The organism is Mesorhizobium sp. B2-2-3 (genome assembly GCF_006442405.1).
GTDB lineage: Bacteria > Pseudomonadota > Alphaproteobacteria > Rhizobiales > Rhizobiaceae > Mesorhizobium.
Genome location: NZ_VFWC01000011.1, coordinates 183,310 through 206,166 on the forward strand (window position 1 = coordinate 183,310; position 22,857 = coordinate 206,166).

Below are 22,857 nucleotides of genomic sequence, written 5' to 3' on the forward strand. Positions count from 1 at the left end.
CGAGCCACTTCCGCTAGAACAGAACCGACAGGCTCCATGCGCGCACTGCAACTTATCGAGGACCGCCGTCTTGAAACGGTGGACCTGCCGCCCCCGCCGCCGCCCGCGCTCGGCGAGGTGACGCTGCGCATCAAGGCAGTGGCGCTGAACCACATTGACGTCTGGGGCTGGCGCGGCATGGCTTTCGCCAAGCGCAAGCTGCCGCTGGTCGTCGGCGCGGAAGCCTCCGGCGAGGTCGAGACCGTCGGTCCCGGCGTTTCCGGCCTGCTGCCGGGACAGTTGGTCTCGATCTACGGCGCGCGCACCTGCGGCCTTTGCCGTGCCTGCCGCGAAGGCCGCGACAATCTTTGCGAACACGTCTCGGGCGTTCATGGCTTCCACCTCGACGGCTTCGCGCAGGAGAAGATCAACCTGCCGGCGCGCCTGCTGGTCCCCGTCCCTCCAGGCGTGAGCGAGATCGGCGCGGCTGTCGCCCCCGTCACTTTCGGCACCGTCGAACACATGCTGTTCGACAATGCCAGGCTCGAGCCCGGCGAGACGATCCTTGTCCACGCCGGCGGATCCGGCATCGGCTCGGCCGCCATCCAACTGGCGAAGCGGATGGGCTGCACGGTCATCACCACGGTCGGCTCGAACGACAAGATAGACAAGGCCAAGGCGCTCGGCGCCGATCATGTCATCAACTACCGTGACGACCGGTTCGAGGGCGTCGTGCGCAAGCTGACCAAGAAGAAGGGCGTCGACGTCGTCTTCGAACATGTCGGCGCCGACACCTTTGCCGGCTCGATGCTGTGCCTGAAGCGCGGTGGCCGGCTCGTCACCTGCGGCTCGACGTCCGGCGTGTCGGCGCAGGTCAATCTGATGCAGCTCTTCCAGCAGCAGTTGAAGCTGCTCGGCTCCTTCGGCTGCCGCATGGAGAACATGGCTGACGCCATGCAGAAGATGGCGGCGGGACAGGTCGCACCCGTCATCGATACCGAAGTCGGCTTCGACGACATCGACGCCGCGCTGAAGCGCATGGAAGGCCGCGACGTCTTTGGCAAGATCATCCTACGCGTCGTCTAGGCCCTGACTTCTGTGTTGAAGAAGCTTCGCCGCGACCTGATGTTCCGCTACGGCCGGCAATTGCGCCGGTTCGAGCACTGGCTGGTCGCGCGCATTGCGATGATCATCATCTCGGTGCTGCGCCTGCTGCCCCCCGACAGCGCGCTGAATTTCGCCGACCGCGTCGCCCGCCGCATCGGTCCATGGGTCGGACGCCATAATGTGGCCGTCGAGAATCTGCGCAAGGCCTATCCGCACAAGAGCGAAGCCGAGATCCAGGCCATCGCCTCCGACATGTGGGGCAACATGGCGCGTCTCGCCGCCGAATACATCTTTCTCGACGCCTTGTTCGACTACGATCCAGCCGCCACCAGTCCCGGCCGTGTCGAGGTCAGGGGAGTAGACCATTTCGTCGAGATCGCGGCCGAAAAGAAGCCGCACATCGTCTTCACCGGACATCTCGGCAATTTTGAATTGCTGCCGGTGGCGGCGGCTACTTTCGGCATGAATATCACCGCGCTGTTTCGCCCGCCCAACAATCCGTACCTGGCCGACTACATCCTCTCGACGCGCCGCGCGACCATGGGATCGTTGCTGCCCTCGATGGCGGGCGCTTCGTTCGCGCTCGCCTCGGTATTGGAAAACGGCGGCAATATCGGGGTCCTCGTCGACCAGAAGTTCACGGGCGGCCTGGAAACGACATTCTTCGGCCGCCCCTGCCAGAGCAATCGCGTGCTCGGCACACTTGCCCGTCATTATGATTGCGACGTCTACCCGGCGCGCTGCGTCAGGCTGCCGGGCAACCGCTTCAGGCTCGAGATAGAAGAGAAGCTGACATTGCCCCGCACCGCCGATGGCAGTGTCGACGTGCGCGCCACCACCCAGCTCCTCAACGACGTGGTCGAGCGCTGGGTGCGCGAGGATCCCGGCCAGTGGATGTGGTTCCACAAGAGATGGGACATCAGCCGCAAGCGACGCAAGGCAAAGACCCGAAGCGCCTAGCCTGAATCCGTCCGATGCGCCTCCGGCACAGTGGCCGGCTTAGCAGTCAGTTCCTCACGACGATGCGCGTGTTGCCGAAGCCGACTTCTCGCACCATCGAGTAGAAAGCCGCCGCATTGGCCGTATGCAGCCGCACGCAGCCATGCGACGCCGGTCGGCCGAGCTGCCTCACCGCGCCCGTTCCGTGGATGGCATAGCCGCCGTGGAAGAACACGGAATAAGGCATCGGCGACATGTCGTATTTGCGCGAATACCACATCCGGGCCGTTCGCTGCGGTCGGTAGGTGCCGCGTGGCGTGAAGTAGCCGGACCGAGCCGTGGACACGCTCCACCGGTAGACCTCCTGGCCGTACCTGACCGTCATCGTCTGCGACGACACGTCTATATTTGCAATGAGGCTGGCTGCCCAGCTCTGCACCGAAGCACCCAACAGCATCGTGACAAGTGCTGCTGCCATGAGAACTGTCTTTTTCATGCGATCAAACCCCTTTGATTGCCCCTTGCCTGCCTTCACGTCGTTTTTCATCTCTTTAATGACAGGTGAACGGCATAACATATACCCTTGACCAATTCGCCAATCCAAAGCAGCGAATTTGAACGAATTCCCGCAAGAGTTGCCGTAACGACACGCCGCAACGGCCTAATTGCCAGCGGACTTGCAAAACGACGCCGATCGCTGCTCAACTCGGGCCATGAACGAGCGACTCTTCCAAGCGATCGATGACCGGCGTGACGATCTCGTCGCGCTGACCGCCGAGTTGATCCGTTTTCCCACCATCAACCCGCCCGGCGAAGCGTACCGGCCATGCGCCGAATTTCTTGCCGCGCGGCTGAAGAAGAGCGGCTTTCAGACCGAGTTCATCCGTGCCGAGGGCACGCCCGGCGACACCGACCGCTACCCGCGCGTCAACGTCGTCGCTCGCTTCGATGGGCGCTCGCCTGGCGCCTGCGTCCATTTCAACTCGCATATCGATGTCGTCGAGGCCGGCGACGGCTGGACCGTCGACCCCTTCGCCGGCATCGTCAGGGACGGCAAGGTCTACGGCCGCGGCGCCTGCGACATGAAGGGCGGCCTGGCTTCCTCGATCATCGCGGCCGAAGCCTTCATGGAGGTATTTCCCGATTTTCCCGGTGCTATCGAGATATCAGGCACGGTCGACGAGGAATCTGGCGGCTTCGGCGGTGTCGCGCATCTGGCGAGGCTCGGCTATTTCTCGAAACCCAGGGTCGACCACGTCATCATTCCCGAACCGTTGAACAAGGACCGCATCTGCCTTGGCCATCGCGGCGTCTGGTGGGCCGAGATCGAGACCAAGGGCGAAATCGCGCATGGCTCGATGCCGTTCCTCGGCGACAATGCGGTGCGCCATATGGGCGCCGTGCTGCAGGCCTTCGAGGACGAATTGTTCCCCGCGCTCGACCGCAAGATGACGCGCATGCCGGTCGTGCCCGAAGGGGCGAAGCGTTCGACCATGAACATCAACTCCATCCATGGCGGCCAGACCGAGGATTTCCGGCCCGGCCTGCCCTCGCCCAACGTGCCCGATTCCTGCCGGCTGACCATCGACCGCCGCTTCCTGCTCGAAGAGGATCTCGCCACGGTCAAGGGCGAGGTGACCGGCATTCTCGAGCGGCTGAAGCGCGATCGGCAAAAGTTCGACTACGAGATCCGTGACCTGATGGAGGTGCTGCCGCTGATGACCGAACGCGACGCTCCGGTCGTCAAGGCAATCGCGCAAGGCGTCCACGCGATCTTCGATCGCGAGCCCGACTACGTCATTTCACCGGGCACCTACGACCAGAAGCACATTGCCCGCATCGGCCATGTCTATGATTGCATCGCCTATGGCCCGGGCATTCTCGATCTCGCCCACCGGCCTGACGAATGGGTCGGCATCTCGGATATGGTGGAATCGGCCAAGGTGATGGCGTTCGGGCTCAACGTGCTGCTGCGCGGCGCCCGATAGCGCCGCACGGGCAAGAGCCAACGGTCGACGCGGCCGTCCGGAGAAAAACATTCCCGGCTACGCCGCCGCGCGGCACGAAACGCAATTTACTCCCGTGCGAAATCACGCTTCTATTCGCCCGGTTTGAGCGCATGTTTGACCACACGGGGAGTAGCACGATGAAATTGTGGAAAACCATCCTGGCCGCGGCCGTCCTGGCGCTGGCCGTCGGCACTCCCGCGCTGGCGGCGCGAACCGATCTGGTCATCGGCATCCCGCTCGAACCGCCACATCTCGATCCGACCGCCGGCGCGGCCGCGGCAATCGACGAGGTTCTCTACGCCAACGTGTTCGAAGGCTTGACCCGCATCGGGCCAAATGGCGAGGTCCTGCCGGATTTGGCTGAAAGCTGGACCATCTCCGACGACGGCAAGACCTACACCTTCAAGCTGCACACCGGCGTGAAATTCCACGATGGCGCCGGCTTCAGCGCCGACGACGTGAAATTCTCGCTCGACCGTGCCCGCGCCGACAATTCGGTCAACGCGCAAAAAGCCTTGTTTGCGGCCATCGATACGGTCGACGTGGTCGACCCGGCAACGGTCAAGGTGACGTTGAAGAATCCGCAGGGATCCTTCCTCTACAATATGGGCTGGGGCGATGCAGTCATCGTCTCGCCGAAATCCGCTGACGCCAACAAGGAAAAGCCGGTCGGAACCGGCCCGTTCAAATTCCAGAGCTGGGCCAAGGGATCCTCGATCAAACTGGTGAAATCCGACAGCTATTGGGGCACGCCGGCTTACCTCGACCAGGTCGAATTCCGCATCGTGCCCGATGCCGCCGCTAGCGTACCGGCATTGCTTTCCGGCGATATCCAGGCGTTCCCATTCTTCGATCCCGACAGTCTCGCGCAGGTCAAGGACGATCCGCGTTTCAAGGTGGTGATCGGTTCGACCGAAGGCGAAACCATCCTGTCGATCAACAACAAGAAGCCGCCCTTCGACAAATTGCAGGTCAGGCAGGCGATCTCCTACGCGCTCGATCGCAAGGCGATCATCGACGGTGCCTCGGCCGGCCTCGGCCTGCCGATCGGCTCGCATATGTCGCCGGCCAACAAGGACTACGTCGACCTCACCGGCCGCTATCCGCACGATGTCGCCAAGGCCAAGGAACTCTTGAAGGAAGCAGGCCTGGAGAACGGTTTCAAGGCGACGCTGAAGCTTCCGCCGCCCACCTATGCCAGGCTCGGCGGCGAGATCATCGCCTCGCAGCTCCGTGACGTCGGCATCAACCTCGAGATCATCCCGGTTGAATGGGCGCAGTGGCTGGACCAGGTGTTCACCAAGAAGGACTACGACCTGACCATCGTCTCCCATACCGAGCCCAACGACATCGGTATCTATGCGCGTAAGGATTATTACTTCAACTACGACAATCCGGCCTTCGACAAGGTGATCGCCGATCTGGACGTCACCTCCGATGAAGCCAAGCGCAAGGAATTGCTGGGGCAGGCACAGAAGATCTTGGCCGACGACGCCGTGGTCGGCTTCCTCTACGAACTGCCCAAGGTCGGCGTCTGGGACGCCAAGCTGCAGGGCCTGTGGGAAAACGCGCCGATCCAGGCCAATGATCTCACCAAGGTGAAGTGGAACGAGTGAAGCCGTTGGCCAAGAGGCGACGCTTGCGCTCCGCACCCCCCTCTGCCCTGCCGGGCATCTCCCCCGCAAGGGGGGAGATTGCACCCTCCTTTATGCTTTCGCCAATCGCCGACGTTGAATGCTGGTCGACGACATGGAAACTGCCGATCTCCCCCCTTGCGGGGGAGATGTCCGGCAGGACAGAGGGGGGTGCGCGGGAACTCGACTTTCGCCCGCCCGTCTACCGCCCATGACCGCCTACCTCCTCAGGCGTCTCGCGATCGCCGCCGCCACGTTGGCGCTGGCCTCCATGGTAGTCTTCGCGGTGCTGGAGATCCTGCCCGGCGACCCGGCGCGGCTGATGCTGGGCATGAATGCCAGCGCCGACCAGGTCGAGCTGCTGCGCAACCAGATGGGCCTCGACGCGCCCCTGCCCTGGCGCTACCTGCACTGGGCCGGCGGCCTGCTCTGCCTGGATTTCGGCCGCTCCTACACCTATTCGGTGCCGGTCATCGACCTCGTGCGCGAGCGTCTCGTCGTCTCGCTGCCGCTGGCGCTGATCGCGCTCGCCCTATCCACCCTCATCGCCATCCCGGTCGGCCTGTTTTCAGCGAACCATCGCGGGCGGATAGGTGACACAGCGGCGATGGGCGCCGCGCAGCTCGGCGTCGCCATTCCCAATTTCTGGTTCGCGCTGATGCTGATCTATCTCTTCGCGGTCTGGCTGCGGCTGGTTCCGGCCGGCGGCTTTCCCGGTTGGGGGGCCGGTGCCTGGCCGGCGCTGAAATCACTGCTGCTGCCGGCTGTGGCGCTCGCATTGCCGCAGGCCGCGATCCTGGCACGCGTCACCCGTTCGGCACTGATCGAGGTGCTGAACGAGGACTATATCCGCACCGCCCGCGCCAAGGGCCTGCCCTATCGCGCGGTCCTGTGGCGGCACGCACTGCGCAACGCCATGATCCCGGTGCTGACCATTCTGGGCCTGCAATTCGCCTTCCTGCTCGCCGGCACCATCATCATCGAGAACGTCTTCTACCTGCCCGGCCTCGGCCGGCTGGTGTTCCAGGCGATCACCCAGCGCGACCTGATCGTCGTGGAAAGCGTCGTCATGCTGCTGGTCGCCGCGGTCATCGCCGTCAACCTCGTCGTCGACCTCTCTTATGCCGTCGTCGATCCGCGCCTCCGAAGCCGGCAATGATGTTGCATCCGGACATCCCCGAAGAGACGCTGGGCGGCATCCTCGTCAAGGCGTTCGGCAACCGCTCGTTTCTTGCCGGCTTCGCCGTCACGTTGTTCGTGGCGGCGGTGGCGATCCTCTCCTATCTCTGGACGCCCTATGACGTGACCCGGCTGGTGATATCCGACAAGACGCTGGCGCCGTCCTGGGCGCACTGGTTCGGCACCGACCATTTCGGCCGCGACATCCTGTCGATGATCATGGTCGGCGCCCGCAATTCGATCGCGGTGGCGCTGGTCGCGGTCGGCATCGGCATGGGCGTCGGCGTGCCGCTCGGTGCTTTCGCCGCGGCGCGCGGCGGCCTCGTCGACGAGGCCTTGATGCGCATCAACGATCTCGTCTTCGCCTTCCCTGCGCTTTTGTCGGCCATCATGATCACCGCCATCTTCGGCCCCGGCGCCATCAATGCCATTATCGCCATCGGCATCTTCAACATCCCGGTTTTTGCCCGCGTCGCCCGAGCCGGCGCCTTGGCGATCTGGCCGCGCGAATTCATCCTCGCCGCCCGCGCCGCGGGCAAGGGCAAGGCGCTGATCACCATCGAACATGTGCTGCCCAACATCGCCACCTTGCTCCTGGTGCAAGGCACTATCCAGTTCGCGCTCGGCATATTGGCCGAGGCCGGGCTTTCCTATCTGGGCCTTGGCGCCCAACCGCCGATGCCGAGCTGGGGCCGCATGCTGTTCGACGCCCAGACCCGCATGGTGGTGGCGCCCTGGATGGCGATCTTTCCCGGCATGGCGATCGTGATCACCGTGCTTGGGCTGAACCTTTTGGGCGACGGCATCGCCGACATCCTCGATCCGAAATCGCGGCGGCAACGATGAGCCTTCTGGAAATCGACAATCTGTCGCTGGCGATCGGCGACACGCCGATCCTCCGGAGCATCGAGTTCTCCATCGCGCCCGGCGAGGTAATGGGGCTGGTCGGCGAATCCGGCTCCGGCAAATCGATGACGGCTCTGAGCGTCATGCGGCTCTTGCCATATGCCGCGCGTGCCAGCGGGCGCGTCACCTTCGACGGTATCGACATCCTCGCGGCAAGCGAGGATCAGATGTGCGCCCTGCGCGGTGACGATATCGGCATGGTGTTCCAGGAACCGATGACCGCGCTGAACCCGCTCAAGACCATCGGCGAGCAGGTCGCCGAAGGCATACGCTGGCATGCCAAGGCAACACGTGCCGAGGCGGAAGAGCGGGCGCGAAAAATGCTCGACCGGGTTGGCTTGCCATCGGCAAAATTCCCGGTGTCGCGCTATCCGCACGAGCTGTCCGGTGGCCAGCGCCAGCGCGTCGTCATTGCCATGGCCTGCGCGCTGAAGCCGAAGCTGCTGATCGCCGACGAGCCGACCACGGCGCTCGACGTGGTGCTGCAGGCGCAAATCCTCACCCTCTTGCGCGACCTTGTCGCGGAGAGCGGCATGGGCCTGCTCCTGATCTCGCATGACCTCGCCGTGGTCACCGAGATGGCGGATCGCATCACCATTCTTCGTCGGGGCGAAGTCATGGAAGCCGGCGATACGGCCCGCACGCTCTCTGAACAGCTCCACCCCTATACCCGCCAGTTGGCGCTGGCCTCGATGCACGTGCCGGCCCGCGCCCGGCCGCATGGCGCCTCGGCAGCCCGGCCCTTGCTCGAGGTGGAGGGCGTGACGCGCGACTATCCAGGCCGGCGCACCTCGCTGTTCCGGCGCGCGCCTGATATCCGCGCCGTCGACGGCGTGTCGCTGTCGATGGCGCCGGGCCAATCGGTGGCGCTGGTCGGCCGCTCCGGCTGCGGCAAGTCCACCTTGGCGCGCATGATCCTGGCGCTGGACCGGCCGAGTTCGGGGACCATCCGCTTTCGCGGCGAGCCCCTCACCGGCAAGAGCGAGGCGGACCTGAAGCCGGCGCGGCGCGACATGCAGGTGGTGTTCCAGGACCCCTATGGCTCGTTCGATCCGCGCCAGAAGGTCGAGAAACTGGTCGCCGAGCCGCTGCACGTGCTGGACAGGAAACCGGGGCGCGCCGAGCGCCGCGAGATGGTGGCGCAGGCGCTGCACGAGGTCGGCCTCGACCAGCACGACATGGAAAAGTATCCGCACGAATTTTCCGGCGGCCAGCGCCAGCGCCTGTCGATCGCCCGCGCCATCATCACCCGCCCAAAACTGGTCGTCGCCGACGAGCCGGTTTCGGCGCTCGATGTTTCGATCCGCGCTCAGATCCTCGACCTGTTCGCCGAGCTCAACCAGAAACTCGGCATCGCCTATCTCTTCATCACCCACGACCTCACCGTCGCCCGCGCCATAACGGACGAAGTGCTGGTCATGCATGACGGTCAGATCGTCGAGCGTGGCCGGACGAGCGAGGTGCTGGATCACCCGCAATCCGAGGCGGCCAAGGCGCTTGTCGCCGCAGCGCCGGACCTGCACAGGGCAATTGCACGCCGTATGCAGGAGCAGGGGTGAGCGATCGGTTCGCGAAGCGAATCCGCCGTGTGAGTGAAAGGCCGCAAATGCCGGAGGCTGCCGTAGACAGCCGGCCCGGCTGGGATCCCATCAACCTACTGCTCAGATTTCACCACGTCGACCGGGCTGATGTCGAGCAGGTCGAGCGTGCGGCGCAGCAGGCGCACCTCGGTCTCGGCCAATTGCGCGTCCGCCTTGGCGATCTCGGCCATATGCTGCGCCAGTTGCTTGCGCCGCTCGACATCGAGGTCGCGGAACAGCGCGATGGCCTGTGAGCCATTGGTTTCGTAGCCGAATTCGTTGAGATATTCGATGACGGCGTCGATGCTGGTTTCCGGAATGCCGAAGGCATCCTTGCAGATGCGCCGGAAGGCAACCATCTCGCTCTCGCTGACCGTTCCGTCAGCCAGGATCATGCGGAACAGCATCAGAAGTTCCGCCGACAACACGGGGTCGTCCGCCACCTTGCGCACCCCGGGGTCGCCATCGAAGATCGAGCGTATCTGGTCGAGCAGTTCGAATGCCATCGGGAGCCCCTTTGCCGATTCCTCTAATCCATGTAGCCCAAAAAAGCGCAGCGGTTTTGGGATAATGACAGCACAACGCGAAATCCAGGCGCGACGCGCTTGGATAGAAGTAGCGTGAAATCGGTCTTGCGCAAACGGGGTGTTCGTGATCGAAGCCGGAGCATCTCTGGCTTGATTTCTCCCTGATGATCGACTTCACCTTAGAATCCGTCGCCATGCTCGCCTTCGCCGGTTTTGCCGCGGGCTTTGTCGACTCGATTGCCGGCGGCGGTGGGCTGATCACTATTCCCGCACTGCTGCTGGCCGGCTTCTCGCCGGTCGAGGCGCTGGGAACCAACAAGCTGCAGGGCATGTTCGGCTCGGGATCTGCGACCATCCACTATGCCGCGAAAGGCCATGTCGACCTTCGCCGGCAACTGCCTTCTGCGCTGCTGGCGCTTGCCGGCGGTGCCGTCGGCGCCTTGCTGGCAACGGTCGTGCCCGGCGATCTGCTGCGGGCGCTTCTGCCGCTGGTGCTGATCGCCATCGCGCTCTATTTCGCCCTGAAGCCCAACATGACCGACGTTGACCGCGCCGAACGTATGACGCCCTTCCTGTTCGGGATAACGCTGGTGCCGGCCATCGGCTTTTACGACGGCCTGTTCGGGCCGGGTGCCGGGTCCTTCTACATGCTGGCCTTCGTCGCGCTTGCCGGCTACGGCGTACTCAAGGCGACGGCCCACACCAAGCTGCTCAACTTCGCCTCCAACATCGGCGGCTTCGTCGTCTTCGCCGCGGTCGGTGTCATCTCCTGGAAGATCGGCCTGATGATGGGCGTCGCCCAGTTCCTCGGCGCCCGCCTCGGCGCCAGCCTGGCCATGCGCATCGGCGCCAGGCTGATCAAGCCGCTGCTTGTCATCGTCTGCGTCGCTCTGGCGGCGAAGCTCCTGGCCGACCCGGCGAACCCGCTGCGCGTCCTGATTGGTGTGTGACCCGCGCGCCTGATGGAATGCCGCTGTTCGAATCATGTCGAGGAGAGGACCCGCACATGAATCTCAGCGCACCTACCGAGATTGTTTTCATCATCTCCCTTGTCATCGCCCTCATCGGCATTCTCGCCGCCCTCGGCCTTCTTTCGTTCATCCCACTCGCATCGGTGTGGATCGTGCTCATTGCTTACCTCGTGCTTGCCGGCGGCTGCCTGATGCGCGGCGCCTGACATTCAAATCTCAGGCAATTCGGAGCGCCCGGCCGAGCCGGGCGCTTTTGATTCGGGTCCGGGCTCTGCTAGAGTCCTGTCGATGCCAATCGAGATGCCATGTCAGGAGGAACAGGACCGGTCAGTCCCCGGGCGGTTCGAGATGCGGCGGCGCCTTCCCAGCCCTGCCCTCGCGGGCATTGTGTCAGACATTTGCGGTTATCGCGAAACGGCGCCCGGCCATTACCGCAATGTCGAATATGCCTCCCTTACCGTGCCTCTGGTCATCAGCTTCGCCGAACCTTTCGCCATCGGCCTTGGCAAGCCGCCCGGCGACAATGATCGCTTCGCCAGTTTCGCCGCCGGCCTCTATGCCGGACCCGTGATGATCGAATCCTTCGGCGGCGCCTGCTGCGTCCAGGTCAATTTCACCCCGCTTGGCGCACGCCGATTCTTTGGCCAGCCGATGAGCGGGTTGACCGACCGCATGGTCAGCCTGGACGATGTGCTCGGCATCGAAGGCGTCGCCTTGCGCGAGCGGCTTGGCAACGCGGCGGACTGGAGCAAACGTTTTGCCCTTCTCGAGATGTTCGTCGCCGCCCGGCTGGCCGATGCGCCGGAAACGCAGGCCGGGGTTGCCTGGGCCTATGACAGGATCCTCGCCTCCGGCGGCCGCGTGCGCGTCTCCTCGCTGGCCGACAGGCTGGGCTGGAGCCGCAAGCATCTGGCGGGGAAATTCGCGGACGCGACCGGCATCGGCCCGAAAACGCTGTCGCGCATCGTCCGCTTCAACCGCGCGCTTGGCCTGTCGAGGCAGCAAGCTGGCGATTGGGCCGACATCGCGGCCGATTGCGGCTATGCCGACCAGGCGCATCTGGTGCGTGAGTTCCGCGTCCTTGCCGGCGAGACACCGACCGCGATCGAGGGTTCGGCACAGGCCTGAAGTCCCGGGTAACATTTCTTCAAGACGCCGGAACGGCTGTCGCTCAGACTGGGTTCATCGACCAGCCTGAATGAAGGAGGTTGCCATGCCCGCATCACCTGAAGCCCCCCGCCTCTACCCCGCCTTGCGTTACAGGAACGCGGCAAAAATGATTGACTGGCTCTGCGAAGCCTTCGGCTTCAGCATCCGTGCCCGCTACGGCGAAGGCGATGTCGTGCATCACGCCGAACTGGTCTTCGGCTCCTCGATGATCATGCTCGGCAGCGCGCGCGACGATGACTACGGCAAGATGGTCGGCGAACCCGGCACAGGCGGCGGCAAGTCGATCTACATCGCCGTCAACGACGCAGACGCCGCCTACGCCAAAGCGAAGAAGGCAGGCGCCACGATCCTCCAGGAATTGACCGACCGCGACCATGGCAGTCGCGAGTTCATCTGCCGCGACCCGGAGGGCAATGTCTGGTCCTTCGGCACCTATTGGCCGAAGGCGGGAGAAAAGAGCAGCTAGCTACCGCGCCAGCGAAAAGATCGCGTCGCAGTCGAGATGGCTCTCCAACTGGGCCGCGACCTCGTCGAGAGCCCTCTCGACCTCGGCGCGATAGTCGATGCCGCCGCCCTTGACGCCGAGGCTTTCGAGGAACCTCCCTCGAAAGCCGTCGGCGCCAAACAGCCCGTGCATATAGGTTCCGACCACCTTGCCATCCGCCGAGACCGCACCGTCCTCGGCGCCATTGATGATCGCCGACGGCCGCAGCATGTCCGGGCCGGTGGTGCGGCCGAGATGGATCTCGTAGCCTTCGAGCGGCAGGTCGAACGGCACCGAGCGGGCGCTGACGTTGCGCACCGTCTTTTCCGGTTCCATCACTGTTTCGATGTCGAGCAGGCCAAGCCCTTCCGCTTCGGTGACGCTGCCCTCGATGCCGTCGGGATCGCGCACGATGCGGCCAAGCATCTGGAAGCCGCCGCAAATGCCGACGACATGACCGCCGCGCCTGCGATGGGCGAGAAGATCACGGTCCCAGCCATTTTCGCGAAATTTCAGCAGATCCCCGATCGTCGACTTCGAGCCGGGAATGACCACCAGTCCCGCATCCTGCGGCAACGGCTTTCCAGTCGGCACGAACACCACTTCCACCTGCGGCTCGGCCTTGAGCGGGTCGAGATCGTCGAAATTGGCGATGCGGTCAAGCATCGGCACCGCCACCTTCAGCGCACGCGCCTCCCCGGAGGCAAGCCGTTCCAGCACCACCGAATCTTCCGAGGGCAGCCGGGCAGCGGCCTTCAGCCACGGCACGACGCCGAAGCAGCGCCAGCCGGTGAACCCTTCGATCGCCTTGATGCCGTCGTCGAACAGCGAGACGTCGCCGCGGAACTTGTTGATGAGGTAGCCGACGATCATGCGCCGGTCTTCCTCCGGCAGGATCAGATGCGTGCCCGCGACCGAGGCGATGACGCCGCCGCGATCGATGTCGCCGACCAGTACGACAGGCACATCGGCCCGCGTCGCAAAGCCCATATTGGCGATGTCGCGGTTTCTGAGATTGATCTCCGCCGGCGAACCCGCGCCCTCGACGATGACGAGATCGGCGCCCTCGCCGACCTTGCCCCAGGAGTCCAGAACGGCGTCCATCAGCCGGCCCTTCAACGCCTGGTAGTCGCGCGCCCGCGCCTCGCCGAACACCTTGCCTTGCACGATGACCTGCGCACCGACATCGGTCTGCGGCTTGAGCAGCACCGGGTTCATGTGAACCGATGGCGGCACGCCGCAGGCGATCGCCTGCAGCCATTGCGCGCGGCCGATCTCGCCGCCGCCAGCCCTGTTGTCGCCGGGAATATCGGCGACAGCGGCATTGTTCGACATGTTCTGCGGCTTGAACGGACGCACCTTCAGCCCACGCTTTTTTGCGGCGCGGCACAGCCCTGCGACCAGCACGGTCTTGCCGACATCCGAACCCGTGCCTTGCAGCATAATGGCTTTAGCCATGGCTCAGCCCCTGCCCTGCGTCGCGGTCCCGGTGATCGTGGATTTCTGCGCCAGCGGCCCGCCGCGCCAGATATAGAGCGCCAGCAACGGCTCCTTGCCGGTGCGCATGGCGTGATTGACCTTAGAAGCGTGGTGGATGACCTCGCCGGCCTCTCGCTTGTGAAAGCTGTCCTCGCCCATGCGCCACTCGGTGCCGCCGGTCAGCGGGATATAGATCTCCTCGGCGACATGATGGTGGTCGGGATAGACGATATCAGGCCCAAGGATTAGCACGCCGGCGGCGACCTCGTCGTTGGCGAAGTGGCCGCGGGTGCCGAATACTTCGAGCCAGCCATAATTGTCGATGAACGCCTTGCCGAAATCCGACTCGCCGTAGGTCTGGCCCCAGCGCAATTCGCCGCGCTCCTGCGCCAGAAATTGCACCAGCTGCTTGGTCCGCGCCGGCGTCAATTCGGCGGCGCGATCGAGATGGCGCAGGCAGCCGAGTGGGTGCGGTTCAAGCTCGCGGGCGGGCATATCCCACCCTATGCGCGCCACCGCATCCTGCACCAGGAAGTCATCCACGGAAGCGAGATAGGCGTGGAACCGCTCTAGCAGCTCATCGAATTTTGTCGTCACATCTTGCTCCGGGCATGCATTGACGCACAGCCGCTCCGCGGCGGCTCGGGTTGCGCGGCGGCATCATTGGTCTAGATTGGTGCGCGCGCAAAGCCAAAAACGACAGGCCAGCGAGCCAGCTGGCCAGCATATAGGGAGCACGCCATGGACGCCGCGGTCGATGCGAGCACCAGTCAGTTCGAACTCAACGAGGACCAGCGCGCCATCCAGGAGATGGCTCAGGCCTTCGCCGCCGATCGCGTCGCGCCGAATGCGCTAGACTGGGACCGCAACAAGCATTTCCCCGCCGACGTGATCCGCGAGACTGGCCCGCTGGGCCTCGGCGGCATCTATGTCAGGGACGATGTCGGCGGCTCCGCGCTCGGCCGGCTCGACGCCGTGCTGATCTTCGAAGCGCTGTCCCACGCCGACCCGGCCTTTTCTTCCTTCATCTCGATCCACAATATGGTGGCCTCGATGATCGACCGTTTCGGCGACGACGGCCAGCGCCAGCGCTTCCTGCCGAAGCTCACCTCCATGGAATGGCTGGCGAGCTATTGCCTGACCGAGCCGGGTTCCGGCTCCGACGCTGCCGCATTGAAGACGCGGGCGGTGAAGAGCGGCGGCGACTACGTGCTGAACGGCGCCAAGCAGTTCATCTCCGGCGCCGGCGACAGCGATGTCTATGCCGTCATGGTGCGCACCGGCGCCGAGGGACCGAAAGGCATTTCCACCATCGTCGTGCCGAAAGACGCTCCCGGCCTCTCCTTCGGCGCCAATGAGCACAAGATGGGCTGGCACATGCAGTCGACCCGCCAGGTCATCTTCGAGGATTGCAAGGTGCCGGCCGAGAACCTTTTGTCGGGTGAAGGCGCCGGTTTCGGCATCGCCATGGCCGGCCTCGACGGCGGCCGGCTGAACATCGCCGCCTGTTCGCTTGGTGGGGCCCAGTCGGCGCTCGACAAGGCGCTGTCATACACCGCCGAGCGCAAGGCATTCGGCTCCAGGATCAACCAGTTCCAGGCGCTGCAGTTCCGGCTGGCCGATATGGAAACCGAGTTGCAGGCGGCGCGCATCTTTCTTTATGCCGCCGCTTCCAAACTCGACCGCAAGGCACCGGATGCCTCGAAATGGTCGGCAATGGCCAAGCGCTTCGTCACCGACACCGGTTTCAACGTCGCCAACGATGCGCTGCAGCTGCTCGGCGGCTATGGTTACCTGCACGATTACGGCATCGAGAAACTGGTGCGCGACCTGCGTGTGCATCAGATTCTCGAAGGCACCAACGAGATCATGCGCGTCATCATCGCCCGTGCGTTGATCGGTCGCTGAAGCGTGCAAACTCCGGGAGAGACACAATGACCACAATCGCCTTCATCGGCCTTGGGAATATGGGCAATCCAATGGCGGCGAACCTGGTCAAAGCGGGGTATGCCGTGCACGGCTACGACCTAGTGTCCGAAAACCTCACCGTCGCCAAAGAACATGGCGTTACGATCATGGCCAATGCCTTGACCGCAGTGAAAGATGCGGATGTTGTCATTACCATGCTGCCCGCCGGCAAGCATGTCCTGTCGGTCTACGAAGAGATCGCGTCCAAGGCAAAGAAGGGCGCGCTTTTCATCGATTCTTCGACCATCGATGTCGAGTCGGCGCGCAAGGCGCATGCCATTGCCGCAAGGCACCGCCTGCTGTCGGTCGATGCGCCGGTCTCGGGCGGCACCGGCGGTGCCGCCGCCGGCACCCTGACTTTCATGGCCGGCGGCTCGGACGATGCCTTCGCCGCCGCCGAGCCGATCCTGAAGCCCATGGCCGGGCGCATCGTCCATTGCGGCGGCGACGGCGCCGGCCAGGCGGCCAAGATCTGCAACAACATGATTCTCGGCATTTCGATGATCGGCGTCGCCGAGGCCTTCGTGCTGGCCGAAAAGCTCGGCCTGGCGCACCAGGCCCTGTTCGACGTTGCCTCGACCTCTTCAGGCCAGTGCTGGTCACTGACCACCTATTGCCCGGTGCCCGGCCCGGTGCCGACCTCGCCCGCCAACCGCGACTACAAGCCCGGCTTCGCCGCCGCGCTCATGCTGAAGGATTTGAAGCTGTCGCAGGAAGCCGCGCAAGCCGCGGGCGCGGTGACACCGCTTGGCGCCGAAGCGACACAGCTCTACGGCCTGTTCAACGCGCAAGGGAATGCCGGCGCCGATTTTTCCGGGATCATAAATTTTCTGCGCGGCGCCAATCAATAAGCAATTGATAAAGCTCGTTTTTCTTTCGTACGCCTCGCCGGAGAACCGCAAAATTTAGGTTTGCTTAAGCTCTCGATAACTCCGCGGTAACGATGTCCCTATAAAACGGACTGCGAGGCGGATATCGCGTCCGCCCGGCGCTCCGGATCAGGTCTCGCGTACCGGAGCCCGTAAGTTTCGCCAAGTGTTTGCGTAGCGAAACGCCAAGCGTATCTGGCAAAGCCGCGTTCCCGGTGGGGCGCGGTTTTTGCGTTCCAGGATCCGACATCCCTCATATTCCGATTGCCGCGTTCGGGATCGGCACGTGATCTTCATTGGTCAGCACGATCGGCGCATCGGCGCCATCGACCCGGACCACGAGCAGGCGCGTGCTCCACGTGCCTGCATTGCGAACAAGATGCGAAAACACCGTGCCCTTTCCCTTGGCGCCGTGGATGGGAATGCTGAACTGCGCGTCACCCGTCCCGTTTGCGTTGACGTTGAGATGGCCGCCGACCCAGAAATTGGCGGTCACGTCGTCGCCGATGGCGGCTTTCACCCGGGTATCGGCGCGAGCGACCTCCATGGTCATGTGATAGGCGTCACTGCCTTTGATCATGAAAGGGATGCCGCCGACCATCGTCGCGCAGCCCCCGATACTGAGCACCCAGACGGCAAGACCGGCGATCGCCCAGTTGCGCTGCGTTCTGCGGAACTGCTCGGCATCGCGCCACACCCGGTTCCGCCATGCCCAGCGGCTGCCGCGCGCGCCGAGCACGAAGATCATGACGATGTTGACGATCGGGATCAGCGCCAGCAGGGCGATGAAGGTGGAGTTGCCGATGCCCCAGATCCAGTTGAGGAAGAAGGCGCCCCAATTCCAGCGATCGAGCTCAGCCGGGATTTCGGCGGGCTGGTTGAGCGGTTGTCCGGCCATCGCGTTCCCCGTCGGCAAAACTGCCTTGGCGGGTTGTAACCGATAGCGCCGGCGACCGGAACCCTCAGTCTGTCTGGGGCCGGCATTGGGTCACCGACGGCCGGGCGTCTCGATCACGAACGCCCGGCCATTTCTTTTACCGTTTGCGCAGATCCGCTTGCGCCAGGTCGAGCGCCTTGCCGATACGCTCGCAGGCCATATCGATCGTGTCGCGGGTCCAGATCAGCGGCGGCGACAGGATCATCGTGTCGCCGGTGGCGCGCAGCATCATGCCGTTGGCGATCGCATGGTCGCGCACGGTCACCGCGGCACTTCCAGCCGGCAGGAACCGCTCCTTGGTCGCCTTGTCCTTGACGATCTCAATCGCACCCATCAGCCCGATCGAACGCACCTCGCCGACCAGCTCGTGCCCGGCGAGGCGCTCTTGCAGCGCCTTGGCGAAATAGGGCCCGGTGTCGGTCCTAACGCGGTCGACCAGACCCTCCCGCTCCATGATCTCCAGGTTCTTTAGCGCCACGGCGCAAGCCACGGGGTGGCCGGAATAGGTATAACCGTGATTGAACTCGCCGCCCTTCTCGATCAGCGTCGAGGCAATGCGATCGCCGACCAGCAGCGCCGACAGCGGCTGGTAGCCCGACGTCAGCGCCTTGGCGGTGGTGATGGTGTCGGCCTCGATGCCAAGCGTCTGCGCGGCAAACCATTCGCCCGTGCGGCCATAGCCGGTGATGACCTCGTCCAGCATCAGCAGCACATCGTATTTGCGGCAGATGCGCTGTATCTCGGGCCAATAGCTTGCCGGGGGGATCTTCACGCCGCCGGCTCCCATCACCGGCTCGCCAATGAAGGCGGCGACCTTGTCGGCGCCGGCTTCGAGGATGGCGTCCTCGACCGCCTTTGCCGCGCGCAGGCCGAAATCATGATCGCTCTCGCCCGGCAGCGACAGCTCATAGGCGTACGGCGTCATCACATGGACGATGTTGGGCACCTCTCCGTTGAGCTGCTTGTGCATGGCGTCCATGCCGCCGAGCGACGTGCCGGCGATGGTCGAGCCGTGATAGGCCATCTTGCGCGAGATGACGCGGTTCTTCTGCGGCTTGCCTTCGAGCACCCAATAGTGGCGCACGAGCCTGAGCGCGGTGTCGTTGGCTTCCGAACCGGAAGAACCATAGAACACCTGGTTGATGGTCTTCGGCGCGATCTCCGCCAGCTTCTTCGACAGAAGCACAGGCGTCGGTGTCGAGCATTTAAAGAAGGAATTGTAGTAAGGCAGCTCCTTCATCTGCGCATAGGCTGCCTCCGCGAGCTCGTCGCGGCCATAGCCGATATTGACGCACCACAGCCCCGCCATGCCGTCGAGAAGTTCGTTCCCTTCGGAATCGTAGATGAAGGGACCGTTGGCGTGGGTGATGATGCGCGATCCGGCCTCGCGCAGTTCCCTATGGTCGGTGAACGGGTGCAGATGATGCGCGGCATCGATCTGCTGAAGCTGCTTCAGCGAATAATTTTGATAGGTCATGGATCTGATCTTCCTCTGGAACCAATCCGGCTGCGCCGGGGCGGATTCTTCAGAGGATAGCGGGTGGCGAATAGCCTATGCGGGCGCAAAGCCGCAAAAGCTCGGCGCGCAACGTGCGCAGCGACGGCGTCACCGCGCCCCCAAATGCCCGAACCCCGAAAAGGCCGGCCAATGTCACCACGGGAGCCATGAAGGCACCTTAGAGCAAAGAAGGTTCGAGGTGAACCACCCTTCGCTCCGGTCCGAAGGCTTTCGGTTCAGCCCTTCCCGCCCAGCGTCCTCTGCAGGAAAACGTACTTCATCGCGGCCTGTGCCGCCTGCGGCCGGCGGTCGCCGCGGCCGCCATGGCCGCCCTCGGTCTCTTCGAAGAAGAGCGTCCCGGCGTGGCCGGCCTCCTGCAGGCGGGCGGCCATCTTGCGCGCATGGCCGGGATGCACCCGGTCGTCGGCGGTCGAGGTGGTGAGCAGCACCGGCGGATAGGCACCGGCCTCGACATGCTGGTAAGGCGAGTAGGCGGCCAGCCAGGTCGCATCTTCCGGCTTCGACGGATCGCCATATTCGGCCATCCACGACGCGCCGGGCGGCAATTCGGTGTAGCGCAGCATGTCGAGCAGCGGCACCTCGATGATGACGGCGCCGAACAGCTCAGGATGCTGCGTCAGCGAGACGCCCGTCAGCAAGCCGCCATTCGAGCCGCCCTGGATGCCGAGCGAGGCAGCTGTCGCAATGCCGCGCCTGACGACATCCTGCGCGACCGCCGCGAAATCGTCGAAAGCGTTCTGCCGGTTGCCCTTGAGCGCTGTCTGGTGCCAGGCCGGGCCGAACTCGCCCCCGCCGCGGATGCAGGCCTGCACATAGGCATTGCCCTTCTCCAGCCACAGCCTGCCGCGCACGCCGGCATAGCCAGGCAGCAAAGGCACTTCGAAGCCGCCATAGCCGTAGAGCAGCGTCGGCACCGGGCCCTTCTGGTCACGCCGCCTGACGACGAAATAGGGGATCATCGTGCCGTCCTTCGAGCGCGCCTCGAACTGTTCCGAGACGAGCTGCGAAGCATCGAACCGCGACGGCTGCGACTTCACTGTGGCGAGCGTCTCGCCATTGTCGTCGGACCAGATGATCGAACTCGGCGTCAGGAAATCGGTGAAAGAGAAGGAGACGCTGGCGCCGAAATGTTCGGCATGGCTGATGCCTACCGTGCCGTTTTCCGGCAACGCGACCGGTTTCAGCGACCAGGCGCCGTCCCTGCGTTCGCAGGCCACAACCTTGCCGCGCACATTGTCCATCAGGCTGATGAACAGGCGGTCCTGCGTCCTGGCAAGAGTGGCGATGGACACGCGATGCGCCGGCGCGAGCAAGGTCTCGGTGGCGCCGAAACTGCCGGTCTCGATCCAATGAGCGAAATCGAACGAATAGAGCCCGTCCGGCCGGCAGGCCGTTCCATCCTGCGCCGTCCAAGGCGTACGCACGCCAAACACCATCTGGTCCTTGAAGAGCGCCGTGTCGGTAACGTCGTCAGGCAACGGAATGCGTATGTTTTCACCTGACGGGAGACGCAGGAAACTGTGCGATGCAAAGAAGTTGAGCGTCCGCGTTAGAAACAAATGCCGCTTCTCGCCATCGAACTCCAGGCCGGCGCCGACGGCGAGGTCTTCCTTCTGCGCTTCGAAGATCGGCGTCGCGTCTTCAAGGTCCGTGCCGCGCGTCCACAATTTGACGACGCGCGGGTAGCCGGATTCGGTCTTGTCGGCCTCTTCGAAGGCTGCCGAGACGATCACCGTATCCTTGTCGAGCCAGCCGAAACCGGACTTGGAAGCGGGCGCGCGAAAACCGTCCTCGACGAACGATTTGGCGGCGATGTCGAATTCGCGCATCTCGCTGGCGTCACCGCCATCAGGCGACATCGAAACCAGGCAGCGGTTGAAATCGGGGTAGAGCCGGCTGGCGCCGCCGAACACCCACTTCACTCCCTCCTTCGCCGCGAGCTGGTCGAAGTCGATGATGGTTTCCCAGTCCGGTCTGTCGGTCTTGTAGGAAGCCACCGTCGTGCGGCGCCACAGGCCCAACACATTGGTCTTGTCCTGCCAGAAATTATAGACGTAGCCGTTGAGCGCGGAGCCGACGGCTATGTTGTCCTCGGCGGTCATCAGATCGAGCGCGGTTTCGAACGACGCCTGGTAGGACGGATCGCCCTGCAATTGCGCCACCGTGACTTCGTTCTGGCGATGTACCCAGTCGAGCGCCTCCTTGCTCGTCCTTTCCTCCAGCCAAAGAAAGGGATCATCGGTCGCCAAGCCAGGCTTTGTCGTCGAAATGGTCATGGGGGTCTCCGGGAAATCGGGGGGCGGCCCTGCCTACATCGCGTCAAAGGGCGCCGGATTCAAGGTGTTGAAGCCGCGTCATCGCGGCAGATCGCTTCAGGCCGTCACACGATCCGCCGCCGGATGACGGTCGCAGCCGCCAGCGCCAGGCAGATCGCGCCGAGCGTCACCGGCAGGCCGCTCGCGCCGATCCCGTCCATCACGCCGCCCGCAAGCGGCGGAACGAGGATGCCGCCGACGCCCCACATCAGGGAGAAAGCGGCATTGCCGGCAACTAGCGCCGAGCCGCTGAAACGCTCGCCGAGTTCGATGATCGCCATCGTATAAATGCCGTAGGACACCGCGCCCCAGACGAAGATCATCGGCCAGACCAGCGGCGTTTCGATCAATAGCGGCAGCAGCAGACAGCCGAGCAGCGTCAGCACCAGGCAGATGAACCGCACCAAGCGCGCCGTCAGCCGCTCGGCCAGCAGGCCGAGCGGCACCTGCATGGCGATGTTGCCGGCGATCATCGTCGACAACAGCGCCGACATGCGGTTCTCGGCGATGCCATAATGCGTGCCGTAGACGGGCAGCAGCGCCAGCACCGCCTGCTCGAAGCCGGCAGCCACGATTACTGCCGACAAAAGCAGCCAGGCGAGCGGCATGAAGCCCATCACCGAAAGCCGATGCCCGGCTTCGTCGACCTTAGGCAGGCGCCCGACCACCAGGGCGAGGCACCCGCCGCAGAAGATGAAAGCGGAAATGCCGACCAGGAATGGCGGCCAGCCCTCCGTACCGACGGCCAGCAGGCAAAGCGGCCCGGCGGCGAAGCCGGCCGAGATGATCGTGGAATAGACGCCCATGATGCGGCCGCGCCGGGCCGGCGGCGCCAGCGCGATCACCCAGATTTCGCTTAAGACATAGAGCGGATTGGTCACCGCGCCGATCAGGAACCGCAGCGGAAACCAGAGATAGACGTTCTGTGTCCAGCCGATCAGCGCCAGCACGACCGCCGAAAGCGCCGCGCAGGTCAGCGCCGTGCGCCCTGCCCCGAACCGCCGCGCCAGTGACGGGATGAGCGGCGACGAGACGATGAAGCCAATCGGCGTCATCGCCGCCGACAGGCCGATCATGACAGGCGAAACGCCCTGCCGCTGCAGGATGAAGCTCAAGAGCGGATAGGACAGTCCCTGCGCGATGGCGAACACCGACACGGTCGCGATCACACCGGTGATCGCTGCCCACTGCATCGTATCGTCGCGCTTCGGTTCCACCCGGTCCATGATCCACATCGCCTCTCGGCTGCAGGCTTAGCGTTTCGACCCGACAGCCGTAAGCCCCA

21 protein-coding genes are annotated in these 22,857 nt (G+C 64.1%); 13 read left to right on the forward strand and 8 right to left on the reverse strand.

What is annotated here, in order from left to right; translation table 11 throughout:
• Positions 1-36: 36 nt before the first annotated feature.
• Together FJ951_RS21160 and FJ951_RS21165 are read left to right on the forward strand one after the other, a co-directional pair.
• The gene (locus FJ951_RS21160) at positions 37-1,065 is read left to right on the forward strand and encodes a zinc-binding dehydrogenase (protein WP_140517233.1); all 1,029 of its coding nucleotides are present in this window, start codon (positions 37-39) and stop codon (positions 1,063-1,065) included.
• A gap of 12 nt (positions 1,066-1,077) precedes the next feature.
• Positions 1,078-2,046 (forward strand): lipid A biosynthesis lauroyl acyltransferase, encoded by a 969-nt coding sequence (locus tag FJ951_RS21165; protein WP_224519172.1) that lies wholly within the window; start codon positions 1,078-1,080, stop codon positions 2,044-2,046.
• Positions 2,047-2,092: 46 nt separating this feature from the next.
• Here the strand turns inward: FJ951_RS21165 and FJ951_RS21170 are convergent, their stop codons facing one another.
• A complete protein-coding gene (locus FJ951_RS21170) occupies positions 2,093-2,521 on the reverse strand; it encodes a L,D-transpeptidase (protein ID WP_140495693.1) in 429 nt (142 codons plus the stop codon).
• Between the two features lie 217 nt (positions 2,522-2,738).
• Here FJ951_RS21170 and FJ951_RS21175 point away from each other — a divergent pair, with 217 nt between their 5' ends.
• The 5 genes from FJ951_RS21175 (at position 2,739) to FJ951_RS21200 (ending at position 9,312) form a co-directional block, all read left to right on the forward strand.
• Positions 2,739-4,013 carry an acetylornithine deacetylase/succinyl-diaminopimelate desuccinylase family protein gene (locus tag FJ951_RS21175; RefSeq protein ID WP_140517235.1) on the forward strand — a complete coding sequence of 425 codons (1,275 nt, stop codon included), beginning with the start codon at positions 2,739-2,741 and terminating at the stop codon, positions 4,011-4,013.
• A gap of 158 nt (positions 4,014-4,171) precedes the next feature.
• Entirely contained in the window at positions 4,172-5,650 is a 1,479-nt protein-coding gene (locus tag FJ951_RS21180; protein ID WP_140517237.1) for an ABC transporter substrate-binding protein, read from the forward strand.
• A gap of 229 nt (positions 5,651-5,879) precedes the next feature.
• Positions 5,880-6,827, forward strand: coding sequence for an ABC transporter permease (locus FJ951_RS21190; protein ID WP_140495690.1), 948 nt, complete (start codon positions 5,880-5,882; stop codon positions 6,825-6,827).
• Positions 6,824-7,693 carry an ABC transporter permease gene (locus FJ951_RS21195; RefSeq protein ID WP_140517241.1) on the forward strand — a complete coding sequence of 290 codons (870 nt, stop codon included), beginning with the start codon at positions 6,824-6,826 and terminating at the stop codon, positions 7,691-7,693. The genes FJ951_RS21190 and FJ951_RS21195 overlap by 4 nt, the downstream gene beginning before the upstream one ends.
• Positions 7,690-9,312, forward strand: a complete 1,623-nt coding sequence (locus tag FJ951_RS21200; protein WP_140517243.1) for a dipeptide ABC transporter ATP-binding protein — start codon at positions 7,690-7,692, stop codon at positions 9,310-9,312. The genes FJ951_RS21195 and FJ951_RS21200 overlap by 4 nt, the downstream gene beginning before the upstream one ends.
• A 95-nt stretch (positions 9,313-9,407) precedes the next feature.
• Here the strand turns inward: FJ951_RS21200 and FJ951_RS21205 are convergent, their stop codons facing one another.
• The gene (locus tag FJ951_RS21205; protein WP_140495687.1) at positions 9,408-9,839 is read right to left on the reverse strand and encodes a TerB family tellurite resistance protein; all 432 of its coding nucleotides are present in this window, start codon (positions 9,837-9,839) and stop codon (positions 9,408-9,410) included.
• A gap of 185 nt (positions 9,840-10,024) precedes the next feature.
• On the opposite strand from FJ951_RS21205, the gene FJ951_RS21210 reads away from it, so the two are divergent.
• The 4 genes from FJ951_RS21210 to FJ951_RS21225 all read left to right on the forward strand — a co-directional run bounded on the left by FJ951_RS21210 (position 10,025) and on the right by FJ951_RS21225 (position 12,467).
• A complete protein-coding gene (locus FJ951_RS21210; RefSeq protein WP_140517245.1) occupies positions 10,025-10,810 on the forward strand; it encodes a TSUP family transporter in 786 nt (261 codons plus the stop codon).
• 56 nt (positions 10,811-10,866) lie between these two features.
• A complete protein-coding gene (locus FJ951_RS21215) occupies positions 10,867-11,037 on the forward strand; it encodes a hypothetical protein (RefSeq protein ID WP_140517247.1) in 171 nt (56 codons plus the stop codon).
• 82 nt (positions 11,038-11,119) lie between these two features.
• A complete protein-coding gene (locus FJ951_RS21220) occupies positions 11,120-11,959 on the forward strand; it encodes an AraC family transcriptional regulator (protein WP_140517249.1) in 840 nt (279 codons plus the stop codon).
• Positions 11,960-12,044: 85 nt separating this feature from the next.
• Positions 12,045-12,467, forward strand: a complete 423-nt coding sequence (locus FJ951_RS21225) for a VOC family protein (protein ID WP_140517251.1) — start codon at positions 12,045-12,047, stop codon at positions 12,465-12,467.
• Here FJ951_RS21225 and FJ951_RS21230 read toward each other — a convergent pair whose 3' ends face one another.
• Positions 12,468-13,943 (reverse strand): cobyric acid synthase, encoded by a 1,476-nt coding sequence (locus FJ951_RS21230; RefSeq protein ID WP_140517253.1) that lies wholly within the window; start codon positions 13,941-13,943, stop codon positions 12,468-12,470.
• Positions 13,944-13,946: 3 nt separating this feature from the next.
• A complete protein-coding gene (locus FJ951_RS21235) occupies positions 13,947-14,561 on the reverse strand; it encodes a dimethylsulfonioproprionate lyase family protein (protein WP_140517255.1) in 615 nt (204 codons plus the stop codon).
• A gap of 144 nt (positions 14,562-14,705) precedes the next feature.
• Between FJ951_RS21235 and FJ951_RS21240 the strand changes: the two genes are divergently transcribed.
• Together FJ951_RS21240 and mmsB are read left to right on the forward strand one after the other, a co-directional pair.
• Positions 14,706-15,872: an isobutyryl-CoA dehydrogenase gene (locus FJ951_RS21240; RefSeq protein ID WP_140517257.1), complete on the forward strand. Its 1,167-nt coding sequence runs from the start codon at positions 14,706-14,708 to the stop codon at positions 15,870-15,872.
• A 26-nt stretch (positions 15,873-15,898) separates the two neighbouring features.
• On the forward strand, positions 15,899-16,783 hold the full coding sequence (mmsB, locus tag FJ951_RS21245) for a 3-hydroxyisobutyrate dehydrogenase (protein ID WP_140517258.1): 885 nt from the start codon (positions 15,899-15,901) through the stop codon (positions 16,781-16,783).
• 271 nt (positions 16,784-17,054) lie between these two features.
• Here mmsB and FJ951_RS21250 read toward each other — a convergent pair whose 3' ends face one another.
• The 4 genes from FJ951_RS21250 to FJ951_RS21270 form a co-directional block, all read right to left on the reverse strand.
• Entirely contained in the window at positions 17,055-17,699 is a 645-nt protein-coding gene (locus FJ951_RS21250; RefSeq protein ID WP_140517260.1) for a cytochrome c oxidase assembly factor Coa1 family protein, read from the reverse strand.
• A 136-nt stretch (positions 17,700-17,835) separates the two neighbouring features.
• Positions 17,836-19,215: an aspartate aminotransferase family protein gene (locus FJ951_RS21255; protein ID WP_140517262.1), complete on the reverse strand. Its 1,380-nt coding sequence runs from the start codon at positions 19,213-19,215 to the stop codon at positions 17,836-17,838.
• A 257-nt stretch (positions 19,216-19,472) separates the two neighbouring features.
• The gene (locus FJ951_RS21265; RefSeq protein ID WP_140517264.1) at positions 19,473-21,533 is read right to left on the reverse strand and encodes a prolyl oligopeptidase family protein; all 2,061 of its coding nucleotides are present in this window, start codon (positions 21,531-21,533) and stop codon (positions 19,473-19,475) included.
• 104 nt (positions 21,534-21,637) lie between these two features.
• Complete coding sequence (locus FJ951_RS21270) at positions 21,638-22,798, reverse strand: MFS transporter (protein ID WP_140517266.1); 1,161 nt, start codon at positions 22,796-22,798, stop codon at positions 21,638-21,640.
• Positions 22,799-22,857 lie beyond the last annotated feature (59 nt).